Below are 17,525 nucleotides of genomic sequence, written 5' to 3'. Positions count from 1 at the left end.
TTTCACTGTAGTCACTAAAAGTTTTGAGCGGATATAGTTTTCTTATGAACGACGAACGCGCGAGCGATGACGAACTCTCCCTGCGGGAGCGCAAGAAGCGCGAGACGCGGCAGCGCATCTCGGACATCGCCACGGGTCTGTTCGCCGAGCGCGGCTTCGACGCGGTGACGGTCGCCGAGGTGGCGCGGGCGGCGGGCGTGTCCGCGATGACGGTCTTCAACTACTTCCCGCGCAAGGAGGACCTGTTCCTCGACCGCATCCCGCAGGCCGCCGAACTCTTCGCCGGAGCCGTCCGCGACCGCGCCCCGGGCGAGTCGCCGCTCGCCGCCCTGCGCCGCCTCACCCTCCGCCTCCTCGACGAGCGGCACCCGCTGAGCGGGGTGGGGGAGCGCTACCCGCGCTTCTTCCGCATCGTCATCGCATCCCCGGCCCTGCGCTCCCGCGCCCGCGAGGGCGTCGAGGAGGTGGAGCGCGGCCTCGCCGCCGCCCTCACGGAAGCGGGTGCGACGGACCCCCACCTCCTCGCCGCCCTGACCGTCGCCGCCTACCGCACGGTCTTCCTCGCCTCCGTGGACCGCCTGCTGGCCGGCGACCCGGTGGCCGAGACGGCCCGGAGCCACCGGGCGCGCCTCGCGGCCGCGTTCACGGCCCTGGAGCGGACGGGCCTTGACGGCTAATGGTGTTAGCCGTACGGTCGCAGGCGAGGCTAACGACGTTAGCCTCGCCGCTCGGCCCTCACCGAAAGCACCGAGGGCATCGAGAGAGCCGTACGACACCGGAGGCAGCCATGGCCGCACTGGCCGGTACCACCCGCACGTCCCGCTCCCCGCTCACCGTTCTGCGCCGCACCGCCTGGCTGGCGCTCGCCCTGTTCTGGTCGGCCTTCGCGGTGCTGGAGGGCATGAACCACGGCCGGCTCGCCGGCGCCCTGGCCCTCGTCTTCTTCGTCCTGCCGGACCTGGCCTTCCTGGTGGCCCTCGGCGACGCGCCCCGCATGGCCAAGGGACAACTGCCGCCGCGCGCGGTGCCGTACTACAACACACTGCACCGCGCCCTCGTCCCGCTCGCGCTGCTCGTCGCCTACACGCTCCTGCCGGTCTCCTGGCCGCCCGCCTTCGCGGCCCTGTGCGGCTGGCTCGCCCACATCGCGTACGACCGCGCCTTCGGCTACGGCCTGCGCACCAGGGAGGGCTTCCAGCGTGGCTGACCGACCGGGCACCGCACTCACCCCGAGGGCGCGCGAGATCGTGGCCGCCGCCCGGGAGCTGCTGGAGGAGTCCGGACTCGACCGGCTCACCATGCGCACCCTCGCCGACCGCCTCGGCATCAAGGCCCCGTCCCTCTACAAGCACTTCGCCGACAAACACGCCGTCGAGGTCGAGCTGACCGCGCAGATGCTCGCGGAGTCGGCCGAGGCCCTTGAGGCGGCCGAGGCCCGCGCACCCGGCTCCCTCGAAGCCCTCGCCGGGGCCTACCGCTCCTACGCCCTCGCCCACCCGCACCTGTACTGCCTCGCCACCGAACGCCCCCTGCCCCGCGCCGAACTCCCCGAGGGACTGGAGGACCGCGCGGCGCTGCCGCTCATCCGGGTGTGCGGCGGGGACATCGACCGGGCCCGCGCGCTGTGGGCCTTCGCGCACGGCATGGTCATCCTGGAGATCCACGGCCGCTTTCCCGGCGACGCCGACCTGGAGGCGGCATGGAAACGTGGCCTGAAGGCGTTGCACCCCTGACGGGTTCAGTACGACGTACGGCGTTCCGTACGACAAGGGGGTGTTCCATGGCGGAACAGGCGCTGTGGACACGGGCCCGACTGGGCCACTGCGGGCCCCCGCTCGACCTGCTGACCGCGAACTTCCGCCGCCACACCTACGCCCCGCACGCCCACGAGGAGTACACGATCGGCGTCTGCGTCGGCGGCAACGAGGTCATCGACTACCGGGGCGGCCGCATCCGCACCGGGCCCGGCACGATCGTCGTCCTCGACCCCGGCGAGACGCACACCGGCGGCCCCGCCAACGCCACCGACGGCTACGCCTACCGCGCTCTGTACGCCGAGCCGTCCCTGCTGGCCGACGGCGTCCTCGGCGGCCTGCCGTACTTCCGCGAGCCGCTCCTCCAGGACGCCGAACTCGCCGCCGCGCTCCGCCTCGCCCACACCGAGCTGAGCCGCTGCCCCGACCCGCTGGAGGCCGAGTCCCGCATGCCGTGGCTGCTGACGGCCCTGGCCCGCCGCCACTCCACGGCCCGGCCCTGCCCCGACCTGGTGCCGGGCGCGGCCGCCATCGCCCTGACGGTCCGCGACCGCCTGGCCGACGAGCTGACGGCCCCGCCGACGCTCGCCTCCCTCGCCGCCGACCTGGACCTGTCCCGCTACCAGCTCCTGCGCGCCTTCCGTACGACGATGGGCCTGCCGCCGTACGCCTGGCTCGCCCAGTACCGGGTGAGCAGGGCGCGGGTGCTGCTGGAGAGCGGGCTGCGCCCGGCCGAGGTGGCGGGCCTGGTGGGCTTCGCCGACCAGGCGCACCTGACCCGCTGGTTCCGCCGGGTGCTCGGGGTGACCCCGGCGGCCTACCGCAACAGCGTTCAAGACACGCACTGACCGCGCGGCCGAAACTCACCGCATGACTGCACGCGGCTGGTTCCTCTTCTCCCTCATGGGAGTGATCTGGGGCATCCCCTATCTGCTGATCAAGGTGGCGGTGGCCGAGGTGTCCCCGCCGACGCTGGTCTTCACGCGCTGCGCCCTCGGCGCACTCCTGCTGCTCCCCTTCGCCCTGCGCCAGGGCGGCCTGCCCGCGACGATCCGGGCCCACTGGCGCCCCATGCTGGCCTTCGCGGTCCTGGAGATCGTCGTCCCCTGGTTCACCCTCACCGACGCGGAGCGGCACCTGTCCAGCTCCACGTCCGGCCTGCTGATCGCGGGCGTGCCGATCGTCGGGGTCGTGGTGGCCCGTCTGTTCGGCGACACGGAACGGCTGGGCGCCCGGCGCATCACCGGCCTCGCCCTCGGCCTGGCGGGCGTGACGGTCCTGGTGCTGCCCCACCTGACCGGCGGCGACACGCGCTCCCTGGCCGAGGTGCTGGTGACGGTCATCGGCTACGCGACCGCCCCGGCGATAGCGGCCCGCCGTCTGAAGGACGTGCCCTCCCTGCACCTCACCGCGGCCTGCCTGACCCTGGCGGCCGTGATCTACGCCCCGGTGGCGGCCGCGAACCTCCCCTCCTCCGTCCCCTCCGCCTCCGTCCTGGCCGCGCTGGCCGGCCTCGGCGTGATCTGCACGGCGGTGGCCTTCGTCGCCTTCCTGGAGCTGATCAAGGAGGCGGGCCCGGCCCGGGCGACGGTCATCACGTACGTCAACCCGGCGGTCGCGGTCGCCGCCGGCGCCGTCTTCCTGAGCGAGCCCCTGACCTCCACGGTCCTGGTGGCCTTCGCCCTGATCCTCGCGGGCTCGGTCCTGGCGACGGCGGCCACCGGTCCTCGCCGCCCCCGGCTCCCGGTACCATGGTCGACACGGCAGACGAGCCGGGCGGGCGGCCGCGTGGAGTCCCCCTAGGGGGCTTCCCGAGGAACGTCCGGGCTCCACAGGGCAGGGTGGTGGCTAACGGCCACCCGGGGTGACCCGCGGGACAGTGCCACAGAAAGCAGACCGCCGGGGATCTCGGTCCTCGGTAAGGGTGAAACGGTGGTGTAAGAGACCACCAGTGCCCAGGGTGACCTGGGCAGCTAGGTAAACCCCACCCGGAGCAAGGTCAAAAGGAGCGCCGTGAAACGCGCTCTGCGCGGACGTTCGAGGGCTGCCCGCCCGAGTCCGCGGGTAGACCGCACGAGGCCGGCGGCAACGCCGGCCCTAGATGGATGGCCGTCGCCCCGGCACCCGCGAGGGTCCCGGGGAACAGAACCCGGCGTACAGCCCGACTCGTCTGCCCGCTTCCGCTCTCCCTACGGCCGGCCCGTCACGGCCCGTCACGCGCCTCGTCCCGGTTCACACCGGCGGCCTCGTCCCCCGCTCCCGCACCCTCTCCACATGCCGCTCGAACACCTCGCGTGCCTCCGGTGTCAGCGTGCGCAGGGCGACGAGGGCTGTGATGGCCACGTCGCACAGTTCCGCCTGGACGTCGTCCCAGTCGTGGGTGACGCCCTTGCGGGGGTTCTGGCCGGTCGCCCCGATCACCGCCTCCGCGACCTCACCGACCTCCTCCGACAGCTTGAGGATGCGCAGCAGGAGGCCCTCCTGGCCGGTGTGGGTCCGAGTGGACTCCAGGCGGGACCAGAGGTCGTCGACGGCCGGCCAGAGAGGGGCGGCGGGGTCCTGATCGGTCATGCCGCCCAGCGTCCCACGCCGTACCGCCGGCCACGCCGGCAGTCGGGCTATTCCTCGAACAACGCCTCCTGCTCGCCCTCCTCCTTGAACCGCACCCGGCAGTTCCGAGCACCCACCACCACGGCCGTGGCCGCCGCCGTGACGCCGAGGGCCACCGGGACCATCCAGCCGCGGTCGAAGACGTGGCCGAGGGCGTGGTCGAGGGCGAGCCGGCCGGGGCCGGTCACCGAGAGGCCGGCCGCCGCGAGGCCCAGGGTCGCCGCGTACTCGTAGCCGCCCGCCTGGGCGAAGAAGCCGTTGGGCAGGTGGACCGCCGCCGCCCCTGCCATCGCGCCGGCCGCCGCCGCGCCCGCGGCCGGGGTCGCGAGGCCCAGGGCGAGGAGGGTGCCGCCGCCCGCCTCCGCGAGGCCCGCCGCCGTCGCGCTCGCCTTGCCCGGCCGGTAGCCGACGGACTCCATGAACTGGCCGGTGCCCTCCAGACCGTGCCCGCCGAACCAGCCGAACAGCTTCTGCGCGCCGTGCGCGGCCAGCACCCCGCCGGTGCCCAGCCGGAGCAGCAGCAGGCCCAGATCACGTCGGTCGAAACAGCTCACGGCGACTCCCAGCAGACGGGCGGACAGGAGAAGGACCCCGCTTCCCACCGTCGCAGGCCTCACCCTCACGGGCGCGTCGGGGAGGGCGTTCGGGTGGCGGGGCCGGGGGAGCGGTGTGAGCCTGGCGCCATGACGATCAAACCAGCCAATCTCAGCGACCCGGCCGTCCGGGCCTTCGTCACCGCCGTCAACTCCCATGACCGGGAGGGCCTGCTGCACCTCCTCGCGCCCGGCGCGACCATGGCCGACGACGGCCGCGACCGGGAACTCGACCAGTGGATCGAGGACGAGATCTTCTCCTCCAACGGCCACATGGAGGTCGAGAAGGAGTCCGACGGCGGCCGGGCGCTGCGTGCCCGCTACCGCAACGACACCTACGGCGAGATGAGCACCCAGTGGCGCTTCACCGTCGACGACGAGGGACAGATCTCCCGGTTCGAGACCGGGCAGGCGTGAAGGACGTCCCGGGAATCGTCGTTCCAGGGCTTGTCCTCGTGTGCGCTCCAACTCCTAGCGTCCACAGGCATGACACAAGAGACCAGGAGGACCCTGGGGCGATGGGGGTCCCCCCGCTCGAGCGAAGCCGAGAGTGGGGGAGGGATCGGGGTCAGCGCGCTCGGTTTCGGGTGCTGGGCCATCGGCGGTGAGTGGCAGGCCGTGGACGGGCAGCCGCTCGGGTGGGGCACGGTGGACGACGAGGAGTCCGTACGGGCGGTCCACCGCGCCCTCGACCTCGGCGTCACCTTCTTCGACACCGCCGACTGCTACGGCACCGGGCACAGCGAGCGCATCCTCGGCCGGGCGCTGGGCAAGCGGCGGGACGACGTGGTCGTCGCCACCAAGTGGGGCAACCTCTTCGACGAGCGCACGCGCACCGCCGACGGCCAGGACGACACCCCGGCCCACGCCCGCCGCGCCCTGACCGACTCGCTGCGCCGGCTCGGCACGGACCACATCGACCTCTACCAGCTCCATCTCTCCGACGCCGACCCGGAGCGGGCGGCCGGACTCCGGGAGGCCTGCGAGGAGTTCGTGCGGGAGGGAACCGTGCGTGCCTACGCGTGGAGCACCGACGACCCCGACCGCGCCGCCGTCTTCGCCGAGGGGGAGCACTGCGCGGCCGTACAGCACGCGCTCAACGTGCTGCAGGACGCCCCCGACATGCTGGCGCGGTGCGAGCAGTGGGGGCTCGCGAGCATCAACAGGAGCCCGCTGGCCATGGGGTTGCTGGCCGGGAGGGGGCGGGGGCGGCCGGCGGCCGGGGACATCCGGAGCAGGCCGCCGGCGTGGCTGCCCGGATACGACGCGGACGGGTCCGGCGCCGACGTGGAGTGGCTGGCCCGGATCGACGCCGTGCGGGACGTCCTCACGAGCGACGGCCGCACCCTCGCCCAGGGCGCCCTCGCCTGGCTGTGGGCGCGCAGCCCGCGCACCATCCCGATCCCCGGGTTCCGCACGGTCGCGCAGGCCGAGGAGAACGCCGGGGCCATGGCGAAGGGGCCGCTCACCGCAGGGCAGTTCACCGAGATCGAGCGGCTGCTCGGGCGATGAGCGGATCTGCAGCCGTAAGGGCCGGGAAACGTGAGTAACTCATCGTATTTTCATGACGCGGCAAATTCCGCGCCGTCCAGCACCCCGGTTCAGGAAGTCGCCGCTGGTCGCGGTGTACGGTCCCGGAGTGCGTGAATGTTCCCGGATCAGCCGGCGTGCCGTCCTCGGTCTGACTGCCGCCGCCCTTCCCCTGTCCACGGCTGCAGCCCTTCCCCTGGCCACGGCCGCCGCAGCCGCGCCCGCCGTCGTCGGGGGCGAGCAACTGGCCCGCGGCGGCGTCCAGGTGCGCGGCGCCACCGGCCTTCCCGCGAAGATCACCGCCCGCTCCTGGCTGATCGCCGACTGCGACAGCGGCGAGGTGCTCGCCTCGTTCAACGCGCACCGGCGGCTCCCGCCCGCGTCCACGCTGAAGATGCTGTTCGCCGACACCGTGCTGCAGAAGTTCGACCGCACCCAGCGGTACACGGTCAAGGACTCCGACCTCGCCGACATCCCGGCCGGCTCCAGCCTGGTCGGCATCAAGGCCGGCATCACCTACACCGTCGAGCAGCTGTGGCAGGGCGTGTTCCTGCGCTCCGGCAACGACGCCGTGCACGTGCTGTCCCACATGAACGGCGGCATCGGCACGACGGTCGCCGAGATGCAGGCCAAGGCCACGGACCTGCAAGCCCTGGACACGCACGTGGTCAGTCCCGACGGCTTCGACCACCCGGGCCAGATCTCCTCGGCGTACGACCTCACGCTCTTCGCCCGCCACGGGCTGAAGAACACCGACTTCCGCGGCTACTGCGGCACCCGCGTCGCGAACTTCCCGGCGGGCGGCAAGAAGACCTTCCAGATCCAGAACACCGACCGCCTGCTGACCGGGGCGATGGGCCTGAGGACGTACGACGGCCTGATCGGTGTCAAGAACGGCTACACCAGCAACGCCGGCAACACCTTCACCGGCGCCGCCACCCGGGGCGGACGGACCCTGCTGGTGACGGTCATGCACCCCGCCGAGGGCAGCAACGCCGTCTACGAACAGACCGCCGCGCTGCTCGACTGGGGCTTCGGGGGCGGGCGTTCGGCCCAGGCGGTGGGCACGTTGGTCGAGCCGCTCAGCGAGGGCGGCGCGAAGGCGAGCCCGGCGCCGGGGGCCAAGGGGGCGCAGCCGGCGGGCGGCGGCGCATCGGCGTCGTCCGGCGGCCCGTCCGCCGGCCGCCTGGTGGAGGGTGCCGCGGGTACGGCACTGCTGCTGGCGGCGGGCGCCTGGGTGGTGAAGCGGCGGCGCAGGGCGGTCGCGGCGGCCGAGGCGGCCGCGCCGCCGGAACCCCAGCCGGCGGATCCGGGCGGCGGCCGCCACCGGCGCTGAACCGGCTGCCCCCGAACCGCTCGGACCCTTCGAACCGCTGAACAGCGCGGCGGCCGTTCCACCGACCGGTGCGCACCCCGCGTCCCCGCGAGGTCCACCCCCAACTCCGGTCCGGTGGAACGGCCGCCGCCTTCCCCCCCTCGGTATGGCTTGCGGAATCCACGCGCTCCAACTGTGAAGCTCTCGTGGAGGAAAGTTGAGCATATGCGCTCGACCGGCCGCAATACCGCGGATGTTCGAACTCCGTTTGTGGTAAAGGGGGCCGGTGCGGTCTCAGCCCCGTCCGACGTACGGCATCGCCGTCGCCAGCACCGTCGCGAACTGCACGTTCGCCTCCAGCGGCAGCTCGGCCATGTGCCGCACCGTGCGCGCCACGTCGGCCACGTCCATCACCGGCTCCGGCACCGTCTCGCCGTTCGCCTGCAGCGCGCCGACCCGCATCCGGGCCGTCATGTCGGTCGCCGCGTTGCCGATGTCGATCTGCCCGACCGCGATCCGGTACGGCCGCCCGTCCAGCGACAGCGACTTGGTCAGCCCGGTCAGCGCGTGCTTGGTCGCCGTGTAGGCCACCGAGTGCGGGCGGGGCGTGTGCGCGGAGATCGAGCCGTTGTTGATGATCCGGCCGCCCTGCGGGTCCTGCTCCTTCATCCGCCGGTACGCCGCCTGCGCGCACAGGAACGCCCCGGTGAGGTTGGTGTCCACGACGTGCCGCCAGGCGTCGTGGGGGAGTTCCTCGACCGGGACCCCGCCGGGCCCGAAGGTCCCCGCGTTGTTGAACAGCAGGTCCACCCGCCCGAACCGCGCCACGGTCGCCGCGAACAGCGCGTCCACGTCCTCGGGCCGGGAGACGTCGGTGCGCACGGCGAGCGCGCCGCCCTGCGGGACCAGCGCCGCCGTCTCCTCCAGCGTCCCGGTGCGCCGGCCGGCCAGCGCCACCGACCAGCCGGCCCGCAGCAGCTCCACCGCGACGGCCCGCCCGATACCGGAACCGGCGCCGGTCACCACCGCGATCTTCGATTGCCTGTCAGTCATGGCTCCGCAGCGTAGGCGGGAAGTCCGCCATGCGGAACGCCATGTCCGCCATACGGCTATCCGGCGCCGGTGCGGTGTCCGTATCGCCAGGACCCCCGGGCCCACCCTCCGTTCCGTCGGCCCGGCCGGCTCCGCCCTCGCTCATGTGTGCCCCGGCAGTGTGTGCGAGCTGAGAGCATGGGTGCCGGTTGTCTCGCAGAGGGAGGGAAACATGCGCGAGCGCACGGCACCGGCCGCATCGCGGACCGGGCACCCGGCACCGCTTTCGGCCGCCGCCCGCCGCACCGGCCTGCTCGTCACCTTCATCCTGGGCGGCCTCACCGCGACACCCCCGCTGGCGATGGACATGTACCTGCCCTCGCTGCCCGAGGTCACCACGTCCCTGCACGCCCCCGCCGCCACCGTCCAGCTCACGCTCACCGCGTGCCTGGCCGGCATGGCGCTCGGGCAGCTGGTCGTCGGCCCGATGAGCGACCGCTGGGGACGCCGCCGGCCGCTGCTCACCGGCCTCGCCGTCTACGTCCTCGCGACCGCCCTGTGCGGGTTCGCACCGAACGTCGAGACGCTGGTCGCCTTCCGCCTCGCCCAGGGCCTCGCGGGCGCCGCCGGGATCGTCATCGCCCGGGCCGTCGTACGCGACCTGTACGACGGCGTCGCCATGGCCCGGTTCTTCTCCACCCTGATGCTCATCTCCGGGGTCGCCCCGATCGTGGCCCCGCTGATCGGCGGGCAGATCCTCCGGGTGACCGACTGGCGGGGCGTGTTCGTCCTGCTCACCGTCGTGGGCACACTGCTCGCCGCGCTCGTCTGGCTGCGGCTGCCCGAGACGCTCCCGCCCGAGGAACGGCACGACGGGGGAGCGGCAGAAGCCCTGCGCGCCATGCGGGCACTCCTCACCGACCTGCCCTTCACCGGCTACATGCTGGCCGGCGGCTTCGCCTTCGCCGCGCTGTTCGCCTACATCTCCGCGTCCCCCTACGTCGTCCAGGAGATCTACGGCGCCTCCCCGCAGACCTTCAGCCTGCTGTTCGGCCTCAACTCGGTGGGTCTGGTGGCCGCCGGACAGCTCAACGGCAAGGTGCTGGTCGGCCGGGTCGCCCTGGAGAAGGTGCTGGGCGCGGGCCTCGCGGTGATCATTCTCGCCGCGACGGCGCTGCTGCTGATGGCGACGGGCGCCTTCAGCGACGTCGGCCTCGCCCCGATCGCCACGGCCCTCTTCGTCCTGATGTCGGCGATGGGCGTCACGCTCCCCAACGCCCAGTCCCTCGCCCTGCTGCGCACCCGGCACGCCGCCGGCTCCGCCTCCGCGCTGCTCGGCACCACCTCCTTCCTCGTCGGCGCGGTCGCCTCCCCGCTCGTCGGCGTCGCCGGAGAACGCACCGCCGTACCCATGGCGCTCGTCCAACTGGCCGGAGCACTGGTCGCGGCGGCCTGCTTCGTGGGAATGTGCCGTCCCTGGGACACACGGGGGAACACCCGTACGGGGTCGGAGGGAGACGAGCACTGAGCGCACCGAGACTGCGCGTCGACACGCCGGAACGGGCCGGGCTCGACCCGGCCGCCGTCGAGCACCTGATCGGCGAGCTGCACGCCCTCACCCACGGGGACCGCCCCTGGGCGCCCGGCGCCGTCGCCCTCGCCGGCCGCGGACCCGTGATCGCCGTCGCCGCGGCCGCGGGCTGGGCGGTGCGGTACGCCGGCCACGACGCCGAGACCGACACCGGCATCGAACTGCCGCCCGAGGCCCGGGTCCCGGCGACCGTCGACACGCCCTTCGATCTGGCCTCCCTCACCAAGCTGTTCACCTCGGTGGCGGCCGTGCAGCAGATCGAGCGCGGCACCCTCGGCATGGACGCCCGCGTCGGCGACTACCTGCCCGACTTCCACGCCGCGGCCGCCCACGGCATCACCGTCCGCCAACTCCTCACGCACACCTCGGGGCTGCGCCCCGAACTCCCGCTGTACGACTGCCCGGACGACACCGCCCGCCGCTCGCTGCTGCGGGCCGAGGCCCCGACGGGCGAGCCGGGCACCTACCTCTACTCGGACCTGAACATGCTCCTGCTCCAGTCCGTGCTGGAGCGCATCACCGGCCGCACCCTGAACGTCCTGATCGAGGACGGCATCACGCGCCCGCTCGGCATGACGGCGACCCGCTTCGGCCCCTGCCCGGGCGCGGCGGCCACCGAGGACCAGCGGCGGCCGTGGGCCAAGGCGGAGCGGGGGATGCTGCGGGGCCTGGTCCACGACGAGAACGCCTGGGCGCTCGGCGGCGTCGCCGGCCACGCGGGCCTCTTCTCGACCGCCCCCGACCTGGCGGTCTTCTGCCGCACCCTGCTCGCCGGGGGCTCCTACGGCCCCGCCCGCATCCTCGGCCCCGACTTCGTCGAACTGCTGCTGACCCCGCCCGGACTGGGCTTCGCCGTCGACCAGTCCTGGTTCATGGGCGAACTGGCGGGCGCCGGAGCGGCGGGCCACACGGGTTTCACCGGTACATCGCTGGTCCTGGACCCGGCGACGGACACGTTCCTGGTGCTCCTGGCGAACACGGTCCACCCGAGGCGCCGGCCACCGGACAGCGGGCCCCGGGCCGCGCTGGCGACACGGCTGGCGAGCGCGGTCATCTGAGCACCGCCGTAGGTTCCGCGGTCGGCCGGCGCCGTAGAATCGCCGGGTGAACGCCCCCGTACCACCGGCCGAAGCCCTGCGCCGAAGCCTCGCCGAACTGCTCGACGGACTCCCGCCCCGGCAGGCCGCCGCGGCCGTCGACCGGCTCATCGCCAACTACCGGGGCGACACCCCCACCTCCGCCCCGATCCTGCGCGACCGCGCCGACGTCGCCGCCTACGCCGCCTACCGGATGCCCGCCACCTTCGAGGCCGTCCGCTCCGCGCTGGCGGCGTTCGCCGACGCCGCCCCCGACTGGACGCCCGGCAGCCATGTCGACGTCGGCGGCGGCACCGGCGCCGCGACCTGGGCCGTCACCGCGACCTGGCCCGGCGAGCGCGCCGTCACCGTGCTGGACTGGGCCGAGCCCGCCCTCGCCCTCGGTCGCGAGCTCGCCGCCGCCAACCCGGCCCTGCGGGGCGCCCGTTGGCAGCGCGCCCGGATCGGCGCGGACCTCGCCCTGGACGACACCGACCTCGTCACGGTGTCGTACGTCCTCAACGAACTCGCCGAGCCCGACCGCGCCGCCCTCGTCGACGCCGCTGCCGCCGCCGCGCAGGCCGTGGTGATCGTGGAGGCCGGCACCCCGGCCGGCTACGCCCGCGTCATCGAGGCCCGCGACCGCCTGATCCGGGCCGGGCTGCGCGTCGTCGCCCCCTGCCCGCACAGCGCCGCCTGCCCCATCGAGCCCGGCCGGGACTGGTGCCACTTCTCCGCCCGGGTGAGCCGCTCCTCCCTGCACCGCCAGGTCAAGGGCGGCACCCTGCCGTACGAGGACGAGAAGTTCTCCTACGTCGCCGCGAGCCGCCTGCCCGCGCAGCCGGCCCCCGCCCGGATCGTCCGGCGCCCCCAGATCCGCAAGGGGCAGGTGCTGCTCGATCTCTGCGAGGCCGAGGGGAGGCTGGACCGTACGACGGTGACCAAGCGGCACGGTGACCTGTACAAGGCGGCGCGGGACGCGGAGTGGGGGGACCCCTGGCCGCCCGCGGATCCGGACGAGTGAGGGGCGCTTGTTAGCGTCGGTCCCATGGCCAAGAACCCCGCCCCCGACGCCAGCCGTCGCAGCGAGAAGTCCCGTCGGGCGATCTACGCCGCCGCCCTCGCCCTGGTCGGCGACGTCGGGTACCCGAAGACCACCGTCGAGGGGATCGCCGCCCGGGCCGGGGTCGGCAAGCAGACGATCTACCGCTGGTGGCCGTCCAAGGCCGCCGTGCTGCTGGAGGCGTTCCTCGACCTCTCGATGCAGGCGGCACAGGAAGCGGGGCAGGCGCCGTACGTCATCCCGGACACCGGCGACCTCGCCGCCGACCTCAAGACCGTGCTGCGGATCACGGTGGACCAGATGGCCGACCCGCGCTTCGAGGTGCCCGCCCGGGCGCTGGCCGCCGAGGGCCTGGTGAACGAGCCGCTGGGCCGCGAGTTCGTCGCCAAGCTGCTCGAACCCCAGCTCCAGCTGTACGTCGACCGGCTGCGGGCCGCGCAGGCCACCGGGGCGGTACGGGCCGACGTCGATCCCCGTATCGCCCTGGAGCTGTTCGTCTCGCCCCTGGCCCAGCGCTGGCTCCAGCACACCGGCCCGATCACCCACGCCTACACGGACACCCTCGTCGACTACGCCCTGTACGGCCTGAGTCCCCGCTGATCCGTGTGAGGCGCGTCTCGTCCGGTTCCTCCGGATCCGCCCCGCGGCCCCCCGAAGCGGAGGAGGATGGGACGATAAGGCATGCTGTCCGCACACCAGCGAGGCACACCAGCGAGGCGATCTGCGAGGCGAGGGGATAGATGAGCGCGACGTTCGGCGGCCGGTCCGGCCGGCAGGGCAGGCTCTCCCAGTGGTTGCGCGGACGCCGGCCGAAGGAGGCCGCCGACGGCGGCGGCCGTGAGGCCCTGCTGCTCGCCGCTGCCAGAGCGGGCCTGCCGCTCGCCCCCGCCGCGCACCCCGCCCCCGGCTACCGCTGTTCCTGCGACCGCGTCGGCTGTCCCACCCCGGCCCGGCACCCGGTGTCGTTCGCCTGGCAGACGCAGTCCACCACCGACCGCGCCCAGATCGAGCGCTGGGTCCGCCACCAGCCGCAGGCCAACTTCATCACCGCCACCGGCATGACCCACGACGTCCTGGACGTGCCCCTGCGGGCCGGCCGGGAGGCGCTGGAGCGGCTGCTCGGATCCGGCGTCGAGGTCGGCCCGGTCGCCGAGAGCGACGACGGCCGCATGCTGTTCTTCACGCTCACCCGCGGCACCCCCGAGGACGAGGACGAGTGGTGGCCGTGCGAGCTGGACTGCCACCCCGAGACCATGGACGAGCACCCCGGCCTGCGCTGGCACTGCCGGGGGTCGTACGTGCTCGTGCCGCCCGCCCGGCTGCCCGGCGACGACCAGCGGGTGCACTGGACACGCGGCCCGGAGCACCCGCTCCCGGACCCGCTCAGCCTGCTGGAGACCCTCACCGACGCCTGCGCCCGGTACGCGGGCGCCGAGCACCAGGCCACCGTCTGGCCGCTGCGGCACTGAGCCGCTCGGCCACCGGTCCTCCGGTCGCTATCCGCCCTGCGCCGACGTCAGCCCCGGCACCCGTCCCAGCAGGGACACCGCGCCGCTGCCCGCCGGGTCCAGGGCGACCTCGTTGGACATGAACTCCAGCGTCAGGGACTGGTTCACCTCGCCCTGGGTCAGCGCCTGCACGTCCTTGTTGTCGGGCGGCATCGTGGTGCCCGCGGCGGCCGTCCGCTTCTCGTAGTGGCGCGAGGAGAAGAACACCAGCGCCCCGCCGTCCGCCGTGCGCAGCGCCAGCGGCTGGTAGTCGCCGCTCGTGAGCGGCTTGTCGATGAACTGCGTGACCAGACCCGGCTTGCGGGCCCGCTGGGCGCGGTTCGCCCGCTCGACGCTCGTGTACGCGCCGTCGGCGAAGGTCTTCCCGCCCTTCTGGAGGTACGCCGCGAAGTCCGCGCTCAACGCTTCGGGCGCGACGGCGAGTTGGGCCGAGCCGGCCGGTACGGCCTCGGCCCAGCCGTCCTTGTCCGTCGTGAACCGCGGTACGGCGCCCGGCGCGACCAGTGTCAGGTACGCCACCTGCCAGCGCTCGTTCAGACCGCTGCGGGTGAACACCAGCAGCCAGCGCGCGTCGCCCGCCTTGTTGCCCCGGGCGTCGGCGAGGAACCAGCGCGGCCAGCCCGCCTTCTCGGGAATGGTGATCTTCACGTCCGACAGCTTCAGCGGCACGTGGTCCGCGTTGCCCGAGGGGCTGTTGACGTGCCCGGCCTTCAGCCGCGCGGCGTCGATGTCGCCGAACGGGCCGGTGACGTAGGGCGCGTCCAGGGAGCTGTCGTAGGCCTTGTCGGCCTTGTTGTACGCGGTCGTGAACGCGGCGACCGCCTTGGCGGCCTCGGCGCGGGTGGCGGCGGGCAGCACCTCGCGCTCCCCGTGCACCACCACGCACCCGCTCGCCGTCAGTGACAGTGCGGTCAGCGAGGCCGCCGTGAGTGCGCCCCGGCGCACCGCCGCGCGTGCGTCGCCGGCACGCCTGCGGAGCCTGCGCGGGCTGCGATCCCTGCTCATCGGGTCCCTTCACCTTCCCCTTCCCGGAGGCGAACCCTACCGGGGCGAGGAACACCGTGAGTGCCGGGACCGGGTACAGCGGCCACACCGTGACCTGGCCGAGCCGCGTCACGACCCCGTGGGCCGCGATGTTTCAATTCCCGGGTGACTGACTACGACATACTCCGCGTCTTCTGCGGACCGGACGGCGGCCACGGCAACGCACTCGGTGTCGTCCGCGACGGCTCGGTGCTGCCCGAGCGCGGCGACCGGCAGAAGCTGGCGGCCGAGCTCGGCTTCAGCGAGACCGTGTTCGTGGACGACCCCGAGCGCGGTGTCATCGACATCTACACCCCCACCCTGCGGCTGCCCTTCGCCGGTCACCCCTGCGTCGGCACCGCCTGGCTGCTCGACGTGCCCGAACTCGTCACCCCCGCCGGAGTCGTCGGGGCCCGGCTGGACGGCGAGTTCAGCTGGATCGAGGCCCGCGCCGAGTGGGCCCCGCCGCGCACCCTGCGCCAGTACGCGACCGCGGCCGAGGTGGACGCCCTGGACGTGCCGCCGCCGGGGGAGTGGCTCTACGCCTGGGCCTGGCAGGACGAGGCCGCCGGCCGGATCCGCGCCCGCGCCTTCCCCGGGCGCGGTGACGGCATCGACGAGGACGAGGCGACGGGCGCGGCGGCTCTTCTCCTCACCGACCGGCTGGGCCGCGCCCTCAACATCACCCAGGGCAAGGGCTCCCAGATCCTCACCGCCCCGCAGCCGCACGGCTGGGTGGAGATCGGCGGCCGGGTGTTCCTGGAGCGCTAGGGGGGTGTCGTTTGGATCATCCCGGCGTCGTGGGCCCTGGCACGCTAGGCGCTCAGCGGGAACTCGTCCCCGAGTGCCCTGAACACCGCGGTGTTCAGGGCGAAAGCCCGCCTGCACTCCGCCACGACCCGCTGCCGCTCCAGGTCGTCGACCTGTACGGCGTCCAGCAGCTCGCGGTAACTCCGCTTGAACGCGGCCGGGTTGGCGACCGCCTCGAAGACGTAGAAGCGCACCCCGTCACCCTTCTTCGCGAAGCCCCACGTCTTCTCGGCCCTGTCCCGGATGATCTGGCCCCCGGACAGGTCGCCCAGGTAGCGGGTGTAGTGGTGGGCGACATAGCCGCCGGGCCAGCGCTCGGCGCACTCGCGCACCCGGGCCGCGTACTCCTGCGTGGCGGGCAGGGCGCTCAGGCCTGCCCGCCACCCCGGCCCCCGCAGATGCGCCAGGTCCCGCTCCAGCGCGGCCAGCCGGAACAGCTCGGGCCGCACGAACGGCCCCGCCACCGGGTCCGCCGCCAGTCGCCCGGCGCCGCGCTCCAGGGCCTCGTACACGAACCACAGCTGCTCGGTGTAGCGCGCGAAGGCGGCCACGCCCAGCCTGCCGGCGAGCAGGTCGCTCATGAAGGTCGAGGTCTCCGCCTCCAGGTGCTGCGCGTGGGAGGCGGTCCGGATGAGTGCCGAGAAGGAGTCCATGAGCCCGTCCCTGGATGGTCCGCGGAGCTTTGCCGACACCTTGTCGGTAAAAGTCTACAAGACAAAGCCCACCCCGGCACGGAGTGGGCAAGTCGGTGATCAGGGAAGAGTCAGGATCTCCGCGCCCGAGTCCGTCACCACCAGCGTGTGCTCGAACTGGGCCGTCCGCTTGCGGTCCTTCGTCACGACCGTCCAGCCGTCGTCCCACAGGTCGTACTCGTACGTGCCCAGCGTCAGCATCGGCTCGATCGTGAACGTCATGCCGGGCTGCATGACCGTCGTCGCGTGCGGGCTGTCGTAGTGCGGGATGATCAGGCCGGAGTGGAACGACGAGTTGATCCCGTGTCCGGTGAAGTCACGGACGACGCCGTAGCCGAAGCGCTTGGCGTAGGACTCGATGACCCGGCCGATGACGTTGATCTGGCGGCCCGGCCGGACCGCCTTGATCGCGCGGTTCAGGGCCTCGCGGGTCCGCTCCACCAGCAGCCGCGACTCCTCGTCCACGTCCCCGACCAGGTACGTGGCGTTGTTGTCGCCGTGCACCCCGCCGATGTACGCCGTCACGTCCAGGTTGACGATGTCACCGTCGTTCAGGACCGTCGAGTCCGGGATGCCGTGGCAGATGACCTCGTTGACCGACGTGCACAGCGACTTGGGGAAACCGCGGTAGCCGAGCGTGGACGGGTAGGCGCCGTGGTCGCACATGTAGTCGTGGGCGACCTTGTCCAGCTGGTCCGTGGTGACCCCGGGCGCGATGATCTTCGCGGCCTCCTCCATCGCCTGCGCGGCGATGCGGCCGGCGATCCGCATCGCCTCGATGATCTCGGGGGTCTGCACCTCCGGCCCGGTGTACGGCGCCGGCGCGGGCTTGCCGACGTACGCGGGGCGGCGGATGTTTCCGGGGACCGAACGGGTGGGGGACAGCTCCCCTGGTACGAGCAGCGACTGGCCAGACATGCCAGCGAGT

At 73.2% G+C, this 17,525-nt stretch carries 19 protein-coding genes, 1 other RNA gene and 2 pseudogenes; 15 read left to right on the top strand and 7 right to left on the bottom strand.

Features of this window, described 5'->3' with window-relative positions; genetic code table 11:
- The first annotated feature begins 44 nt into the window (after positions 1-44).
- The 6 genes and pseudogenes from AC4OXY_RS18045 (at position 45) to rnpB (ending at position 3,927) form a co-directional block, all read left to right on the top strand.
- Positions 45-677: a TetR/AcrR family transcriptional regulator gene (locus AC4OXY_RS18045; protein WP_356030624.1), complete on the top strand. Its 633-nt coding sequence runs from the start codon at positions 45-47 to the stop codon at positions 675-677.
- 110 nt (positions 678-787) lie between these two features.
- Positions 788-1,207, top strand: a complete 420-nt coding sequence (locus AC4OXY_RS18040) for a DUF4260 family protein (protein ID WP_356030626.1) — start codon at positions 788-790, stop codon at positions 1,205-1,207.
- The gene (locus AC4OXY_RS18035) at positions 1,200-1,733 is read left to right on the top strand and encodes a TetR/AcrR family transcriptional regulator (protein ID WP_376285051.1); all 534 of its coding nucleotides are present in this window, start codon (positions 1,200-1,202) and stop codon (positions 1,731-1,733) included. Before AC4OXY_RS18040 ends, AC4OXY_RS18035 begins: the two co-directional genes overlap by 8 nt.
- A 47-nt stretch (positions 1,734-1,780) precedes the next feature.
- Complete coding sequence (locus AC4OXY_RS18030) at positions 1,781-2,602, top strand: helix-turn-helix domain-containing protein (protein ID WP_362822220.1); 822 nt, start codon at positions 1,781-1,783, stop codon at positions 2,600-2,602.
- A gap of 22 nt (positions 2,603-2,624) precedes the next feature.
- A pseudogene (locus tag AC4OXY_RS18025) lies at positions 2,625-3,404 on the top strand (DMT family transporter); the annotation flags it as partial.
- Between the two features lie 118 nt (positions 3,405-3,522).
- Positions 3,523-3,927, top strand: an RNA gene (rnpB, locus tag AC4OXY_RS18020) — RNase P RNA component class A.
- 59 nt (positions 3,928-3,986) lie between these two features.
- On the opposite strand, the gene AC4OXY_RS18015 is transcribed toward rnpB, so the two are convergent.
- Together AC4OXY_RS18015 and AC4OXY_RS18010 are read right to left on the bottom strand one after the other, a co-directional pair.
- Positions 3,987-4,325 carry a MazG-like family protein gene (locus tag AC4OXY_RS18015; RefSeq protein WP_356030631.1) on the bottom strand — a complete coding sequence of 113 codons (339 nt, stop codon included), beginning with the start codon at positions 4,323-4,325 and terminating at the stop codon, positions 3,987-3,989.
- 47 nt (positions 4,326-4,372) lie between these two features.
- Complete coding sequence (locus AC4OXY_RS18010) at positions 4,373-4,918, bottom strand: DoxX family membrane protein (RefSeq protein WP_491994205.1); 546 nt, start codon at positions 4,916-4,918, stop codon at positions 4,373-4,375.
- Between the two features lie 129 nt (positions 4,919-5,047).
- Between AC4OXY_RS18010 and AC4OXY_RS18005 the strand changes: the two genes are divergently transcribed.
- The 3 genes from AC4OXY_RS18005 to AC4OXY_RS17995 all read left to right on the top strand — a co-directional run bounded on the left by AC4OXY_RS18005 (position 5,048) and on the right by AC4OXY_RS17995 (position 7,823).
- A complete protein-coding gene (locus tag AC4OXY_RS18005; RefSeq protein ID WP_356030634.1) occupies positions 5,048-5,374 on the top strand; it encodes a nuclear transport factor 2 family protein in 327 nt (108 codons plus the stop codon).
- A 69-nt stretch (positions 5,375-5,443) separates the two neighbouring features.
- A complete protein-coding gene (locus tag AC4OXY_RS18000) occupies positions 5,444-6,469 on the top strand; it encodes an aldo/keto reductase (RefSeq protein ID WP_362822222.1) in 1,026 nt (341 codons plus the stop codon).
- A 127-nt stretch (positions 6,470-6,596) separates the two neighbouring features.
- Positions 6,597-7,823 carry a D-alanyl-D-alanine carboxypeptidase family protein gene (locus AC4OXY_RS17995; protein WP_402062957.1) on the top strand — a complete coding sequence of 409 codons (1,227 nt, stop codon included), beginning with the start codon at positions 6,597-6,599 and terminating at the stop codon, positions 7,821-7,823.
- 273 nt (positions 7,824-8,096) lie between these two features.
- On the opposite strand, the gene AC4OXY_RS17990 is transcribed toward AC4OXY_RS17995, so the two are convergent.
- On the bottom strand, positions 8,097-8,855 hold the full coding sequence (locus tag AC4OXY_RS17990; RefSeq protein ID WP_376285042.1) for an SDR family oxidoreductase: 759 nt from the start codon (positions 8,853-8,855) through the stop codon (positions 8,097-8,099).
- A gap of 211 nt (positions 8,856-9,066) precedes the next feature.
- Between AC4OXY_RS17990 and AC4OXY_RS17985 the strand changes: the two genes are divergently transcribed.
- The 5 genes from AC4OXY_RS17985 (at position 9,067) to AC4OXY_RS17965 (ending at position 14,033) form a co-directional block, all read left to right on the top strand.
- Positions 9,067-10,362 (top strand): multidrug effflux MFS transporter, encoded by a 1,296-nt coding sequence (locus AC4OXY_RS17985; RefSeq protein ID WP_376285039.1) that lies wholly within the window; start codon positions 9,067-9,069, stop codon positions 10,360-10,362.
- Positions 10,302-11,483 (top strand): serine hydrolase domain-containing protein, encoded by a 1,182-nt coding sequence (locus tag AC4OXY_RS17980; RefSeq protein WP_376285036.1) that lies wholly within the window; start codon positions 10,302-10,304, stop codon positions 11,481-11,483. Before AC4OXY_RS17985 ends, AC4OXY_RS17980 begins: the two co-directional genes overlap by 61 nt.
- Before the next feature lie 46 nt (positions 11,484-11,529).
- Complete coding sequence (locus AC4OXY_RS17975; protein WP_402062953.1) at positions 11,530-12,525, top strand: small ribosomal subunit Rsm22 family protein; 996 nt, start codon at positions 11,530-11,532, stop codon at positions 12,523-12,525.
- Positions 12,526-12,549: 24 nt separating this feature from the next.
- On the top strand, positions 12,550-13,164 hold the full coding sequence (locus AC4OXY_RS17970) for a TetR/AcrR family transcriptional regulator (RefSeq protein WP_362822227.1): 615 nt from the start codon (positions 12,550-12,552) through the stop codon (positions 13,162-13,164).
- Between the two features lie 140 nt (positions 13,165-13,304).
- A complete protein-coding gene (locus AC4OXY_RS17965) occupies positions 13,305-14,033 on the top strand; it encodes a bifunctional DNA primase/polymerase (RefSeq protein ID WP_491994204.1) in 729 nt (242 codons plus the stop codon).
- A 27-nt stretch (positions 14,034-14,060) separates the two neighbouring features.
- Here AC4OXY_RS17965 and AC4OXY_RS17960 read toward each other — a convergent pair whose 3' ends face one another.
- Positions 14,061-15,077: an SCO2278 family lipoprotein gene (locus AC4OXY_RS17960; RefSeq protein WP_491994203.1), complete on the bottom strand. Its 1,017-nt coding sequence runs from the start codon at positions 15,075-15,077 to the stop codon at positions 14,061-14,063.
- Positions 15,040-15,174, bottom strand: a pseudogene (locus AC4OXY_RS17955) (iron transporter); the annotation flags it as partial. The gene AC4OXY_RS17960 and the pseudogene AC4OXY_RS17955, both read right to left, overlap by 38 nt.
- Positions 15,175-15,221: 47 nt before the next feature.
- Between AC4OXY_RS17955 and AC4OXY_RS17950 the strand changes: the two are divergent.
- The gene (locus AC4OXY_RS17950; protein ID WP_356030652.1) at positions 15,222-15,866 is read left to right on the top strand and encodes a PhzF family phenazine biosynthesis protein; all 645 of its coding nucleotides are present in this window, start codon (positions 15,222-15,224) and stop codon (positions 15,864-15,866) included.
- A gap of 44 nt (positions 15,867-15,910) precedes the next feature.
- Here the strand turns inward: AC4OXY_RS17950 and AC4OXY_RS17945 are convergent, their stop codons facing one another.
- Together AC4OXY_RS17945 and map are read right to left on the bottom strand one after the other, a co-directional pair.
- Positions 15,911-16,558, bottom strand: a complete 648-nt coding sequence (locus AC4OXY_RS17945; RefSeq protein ID WP_356030653.1) for a biliverdin-producing heme oxygenase — start codon at positions 16,556-16,558, stop codon at positions 15,911-15,913.
- Positions 16,559-16,657: 99 nt separating this feature from the next.
- Positions 16,658-17,515: a type I methionyl aminopeptidase gene (gene map, locus AC4OXY_RS17940; RefSeq protein ID WP_356030655.1), complete on the bottom strand. Its 858-nt coding sequence runs from the start codon at positions 17,513-17,515 to the stop codon at positions 16,658-16,660.
- Positions 17,516-17,525 lie beyond the last annotated feature (10 nt).

It is taken from the genome of Streptomyces sp. HUAS MG56 (genome assembly GCF_058673395.1).
Note: the sequence above shows the minus strand (reverse complement) of the source record. Positions and strands in the feature narration are given on the sequence as shown.

Bases quoted from the DNA above. Each gene is read 5' to 3' on its own strand.
- AC4OXY_RS18005 (WP_356030634.1), top strand. From the start codon at position 5,048: ATGACGATCAAACCAGCCAATCTCAGCGACCCGGCCGTCCGGGCCTTC.
- map (WP_356030655.1), bottom strand. From the start codon at position 17,515: ATGTCTGGCCAGTCGCTGCTCGTACCAGGGGAGCTGTCCCCCACCCGT.
- AC4OXY_RS17990 (WP_376285042.1), bottom strand. From the start codon at position 8,855: ATGACTGACAGGCAATCGAAGATCGCGGTGGTGACCGGCGCCGGTTCC.
- AC4OXY_RS17965 (WP_491994204.1), top strand. From the start codon at position 13,305: ATGAGCGCGACGTTCGGCGGCCGGTCCGGCCGGCAGGGCAGGCTCTCC.
- AC4OXY_RS17985 (WP_376285039.1), top strand. From the start codon at position 9,067: ATGCGCGAGCGCACGGCACCGGCCGCATCGCGGACCGGGCACCCGGCA.
- AC4OXY_RS17960 (WP_491994203.1), bottom strand. From the start codon at position 15,077: ATGAGCAGGGATCGCAGCCCGCGCAGGCTCCGCAGGCGTGCCGGCGAC.
- AC4OXY_RS18040 (WP_356030626.1), top strand. From the start codon at position 788: ATGGCCGCACTGGCCGGTACCACCCGCACGTCCCGCTCCCCGCTCACC.
- AC4OXY_RS18045 (WP_356030624.1), top strand. From the start codon at position 45: ATGAACGACGAACGCGCGAGCGATGACGAACTCTCCCTGCGGGAGCGC.
- AC4OXY_RS18030 (WP_362822220.1), top strand. From the start codon at position 1,781: ATGGCGGAACAGGCGCTGTGGACACGGGCCCGACTGGGCCACTGCGGG.
- AC4OXY_RS18000 (WP_362822222.1), top strand. From the start codon at position 5,444: ATGACACAAGAGACCAGGAGGACCCTGGGGCGATGGGGGTCCCCCCGC.
- AC4OXY_RS17945 (WP_356030653.1), bottom strand. From the start codon at position 16,558: ATGGACTCCTTCTCGGCACTCATCCGGACCGCCTCCCACGCGCAGCAC.
- AC4OXY_RS17970 (WP_362822227.1), top strand. From the start codon at position 12,550: ATGGCCAAGAACCCCGCCCCCGACGCCAGCCGTCGCAGCGAGAAGTCC.
- AC4OXY_RS18015 (WP_356030631.1), bottom strand. From the start codon at position 4,325: ATGACCGATCAGGACCCCGCCGCCCCTCTCTGGCCGGCCGTCGACGAC.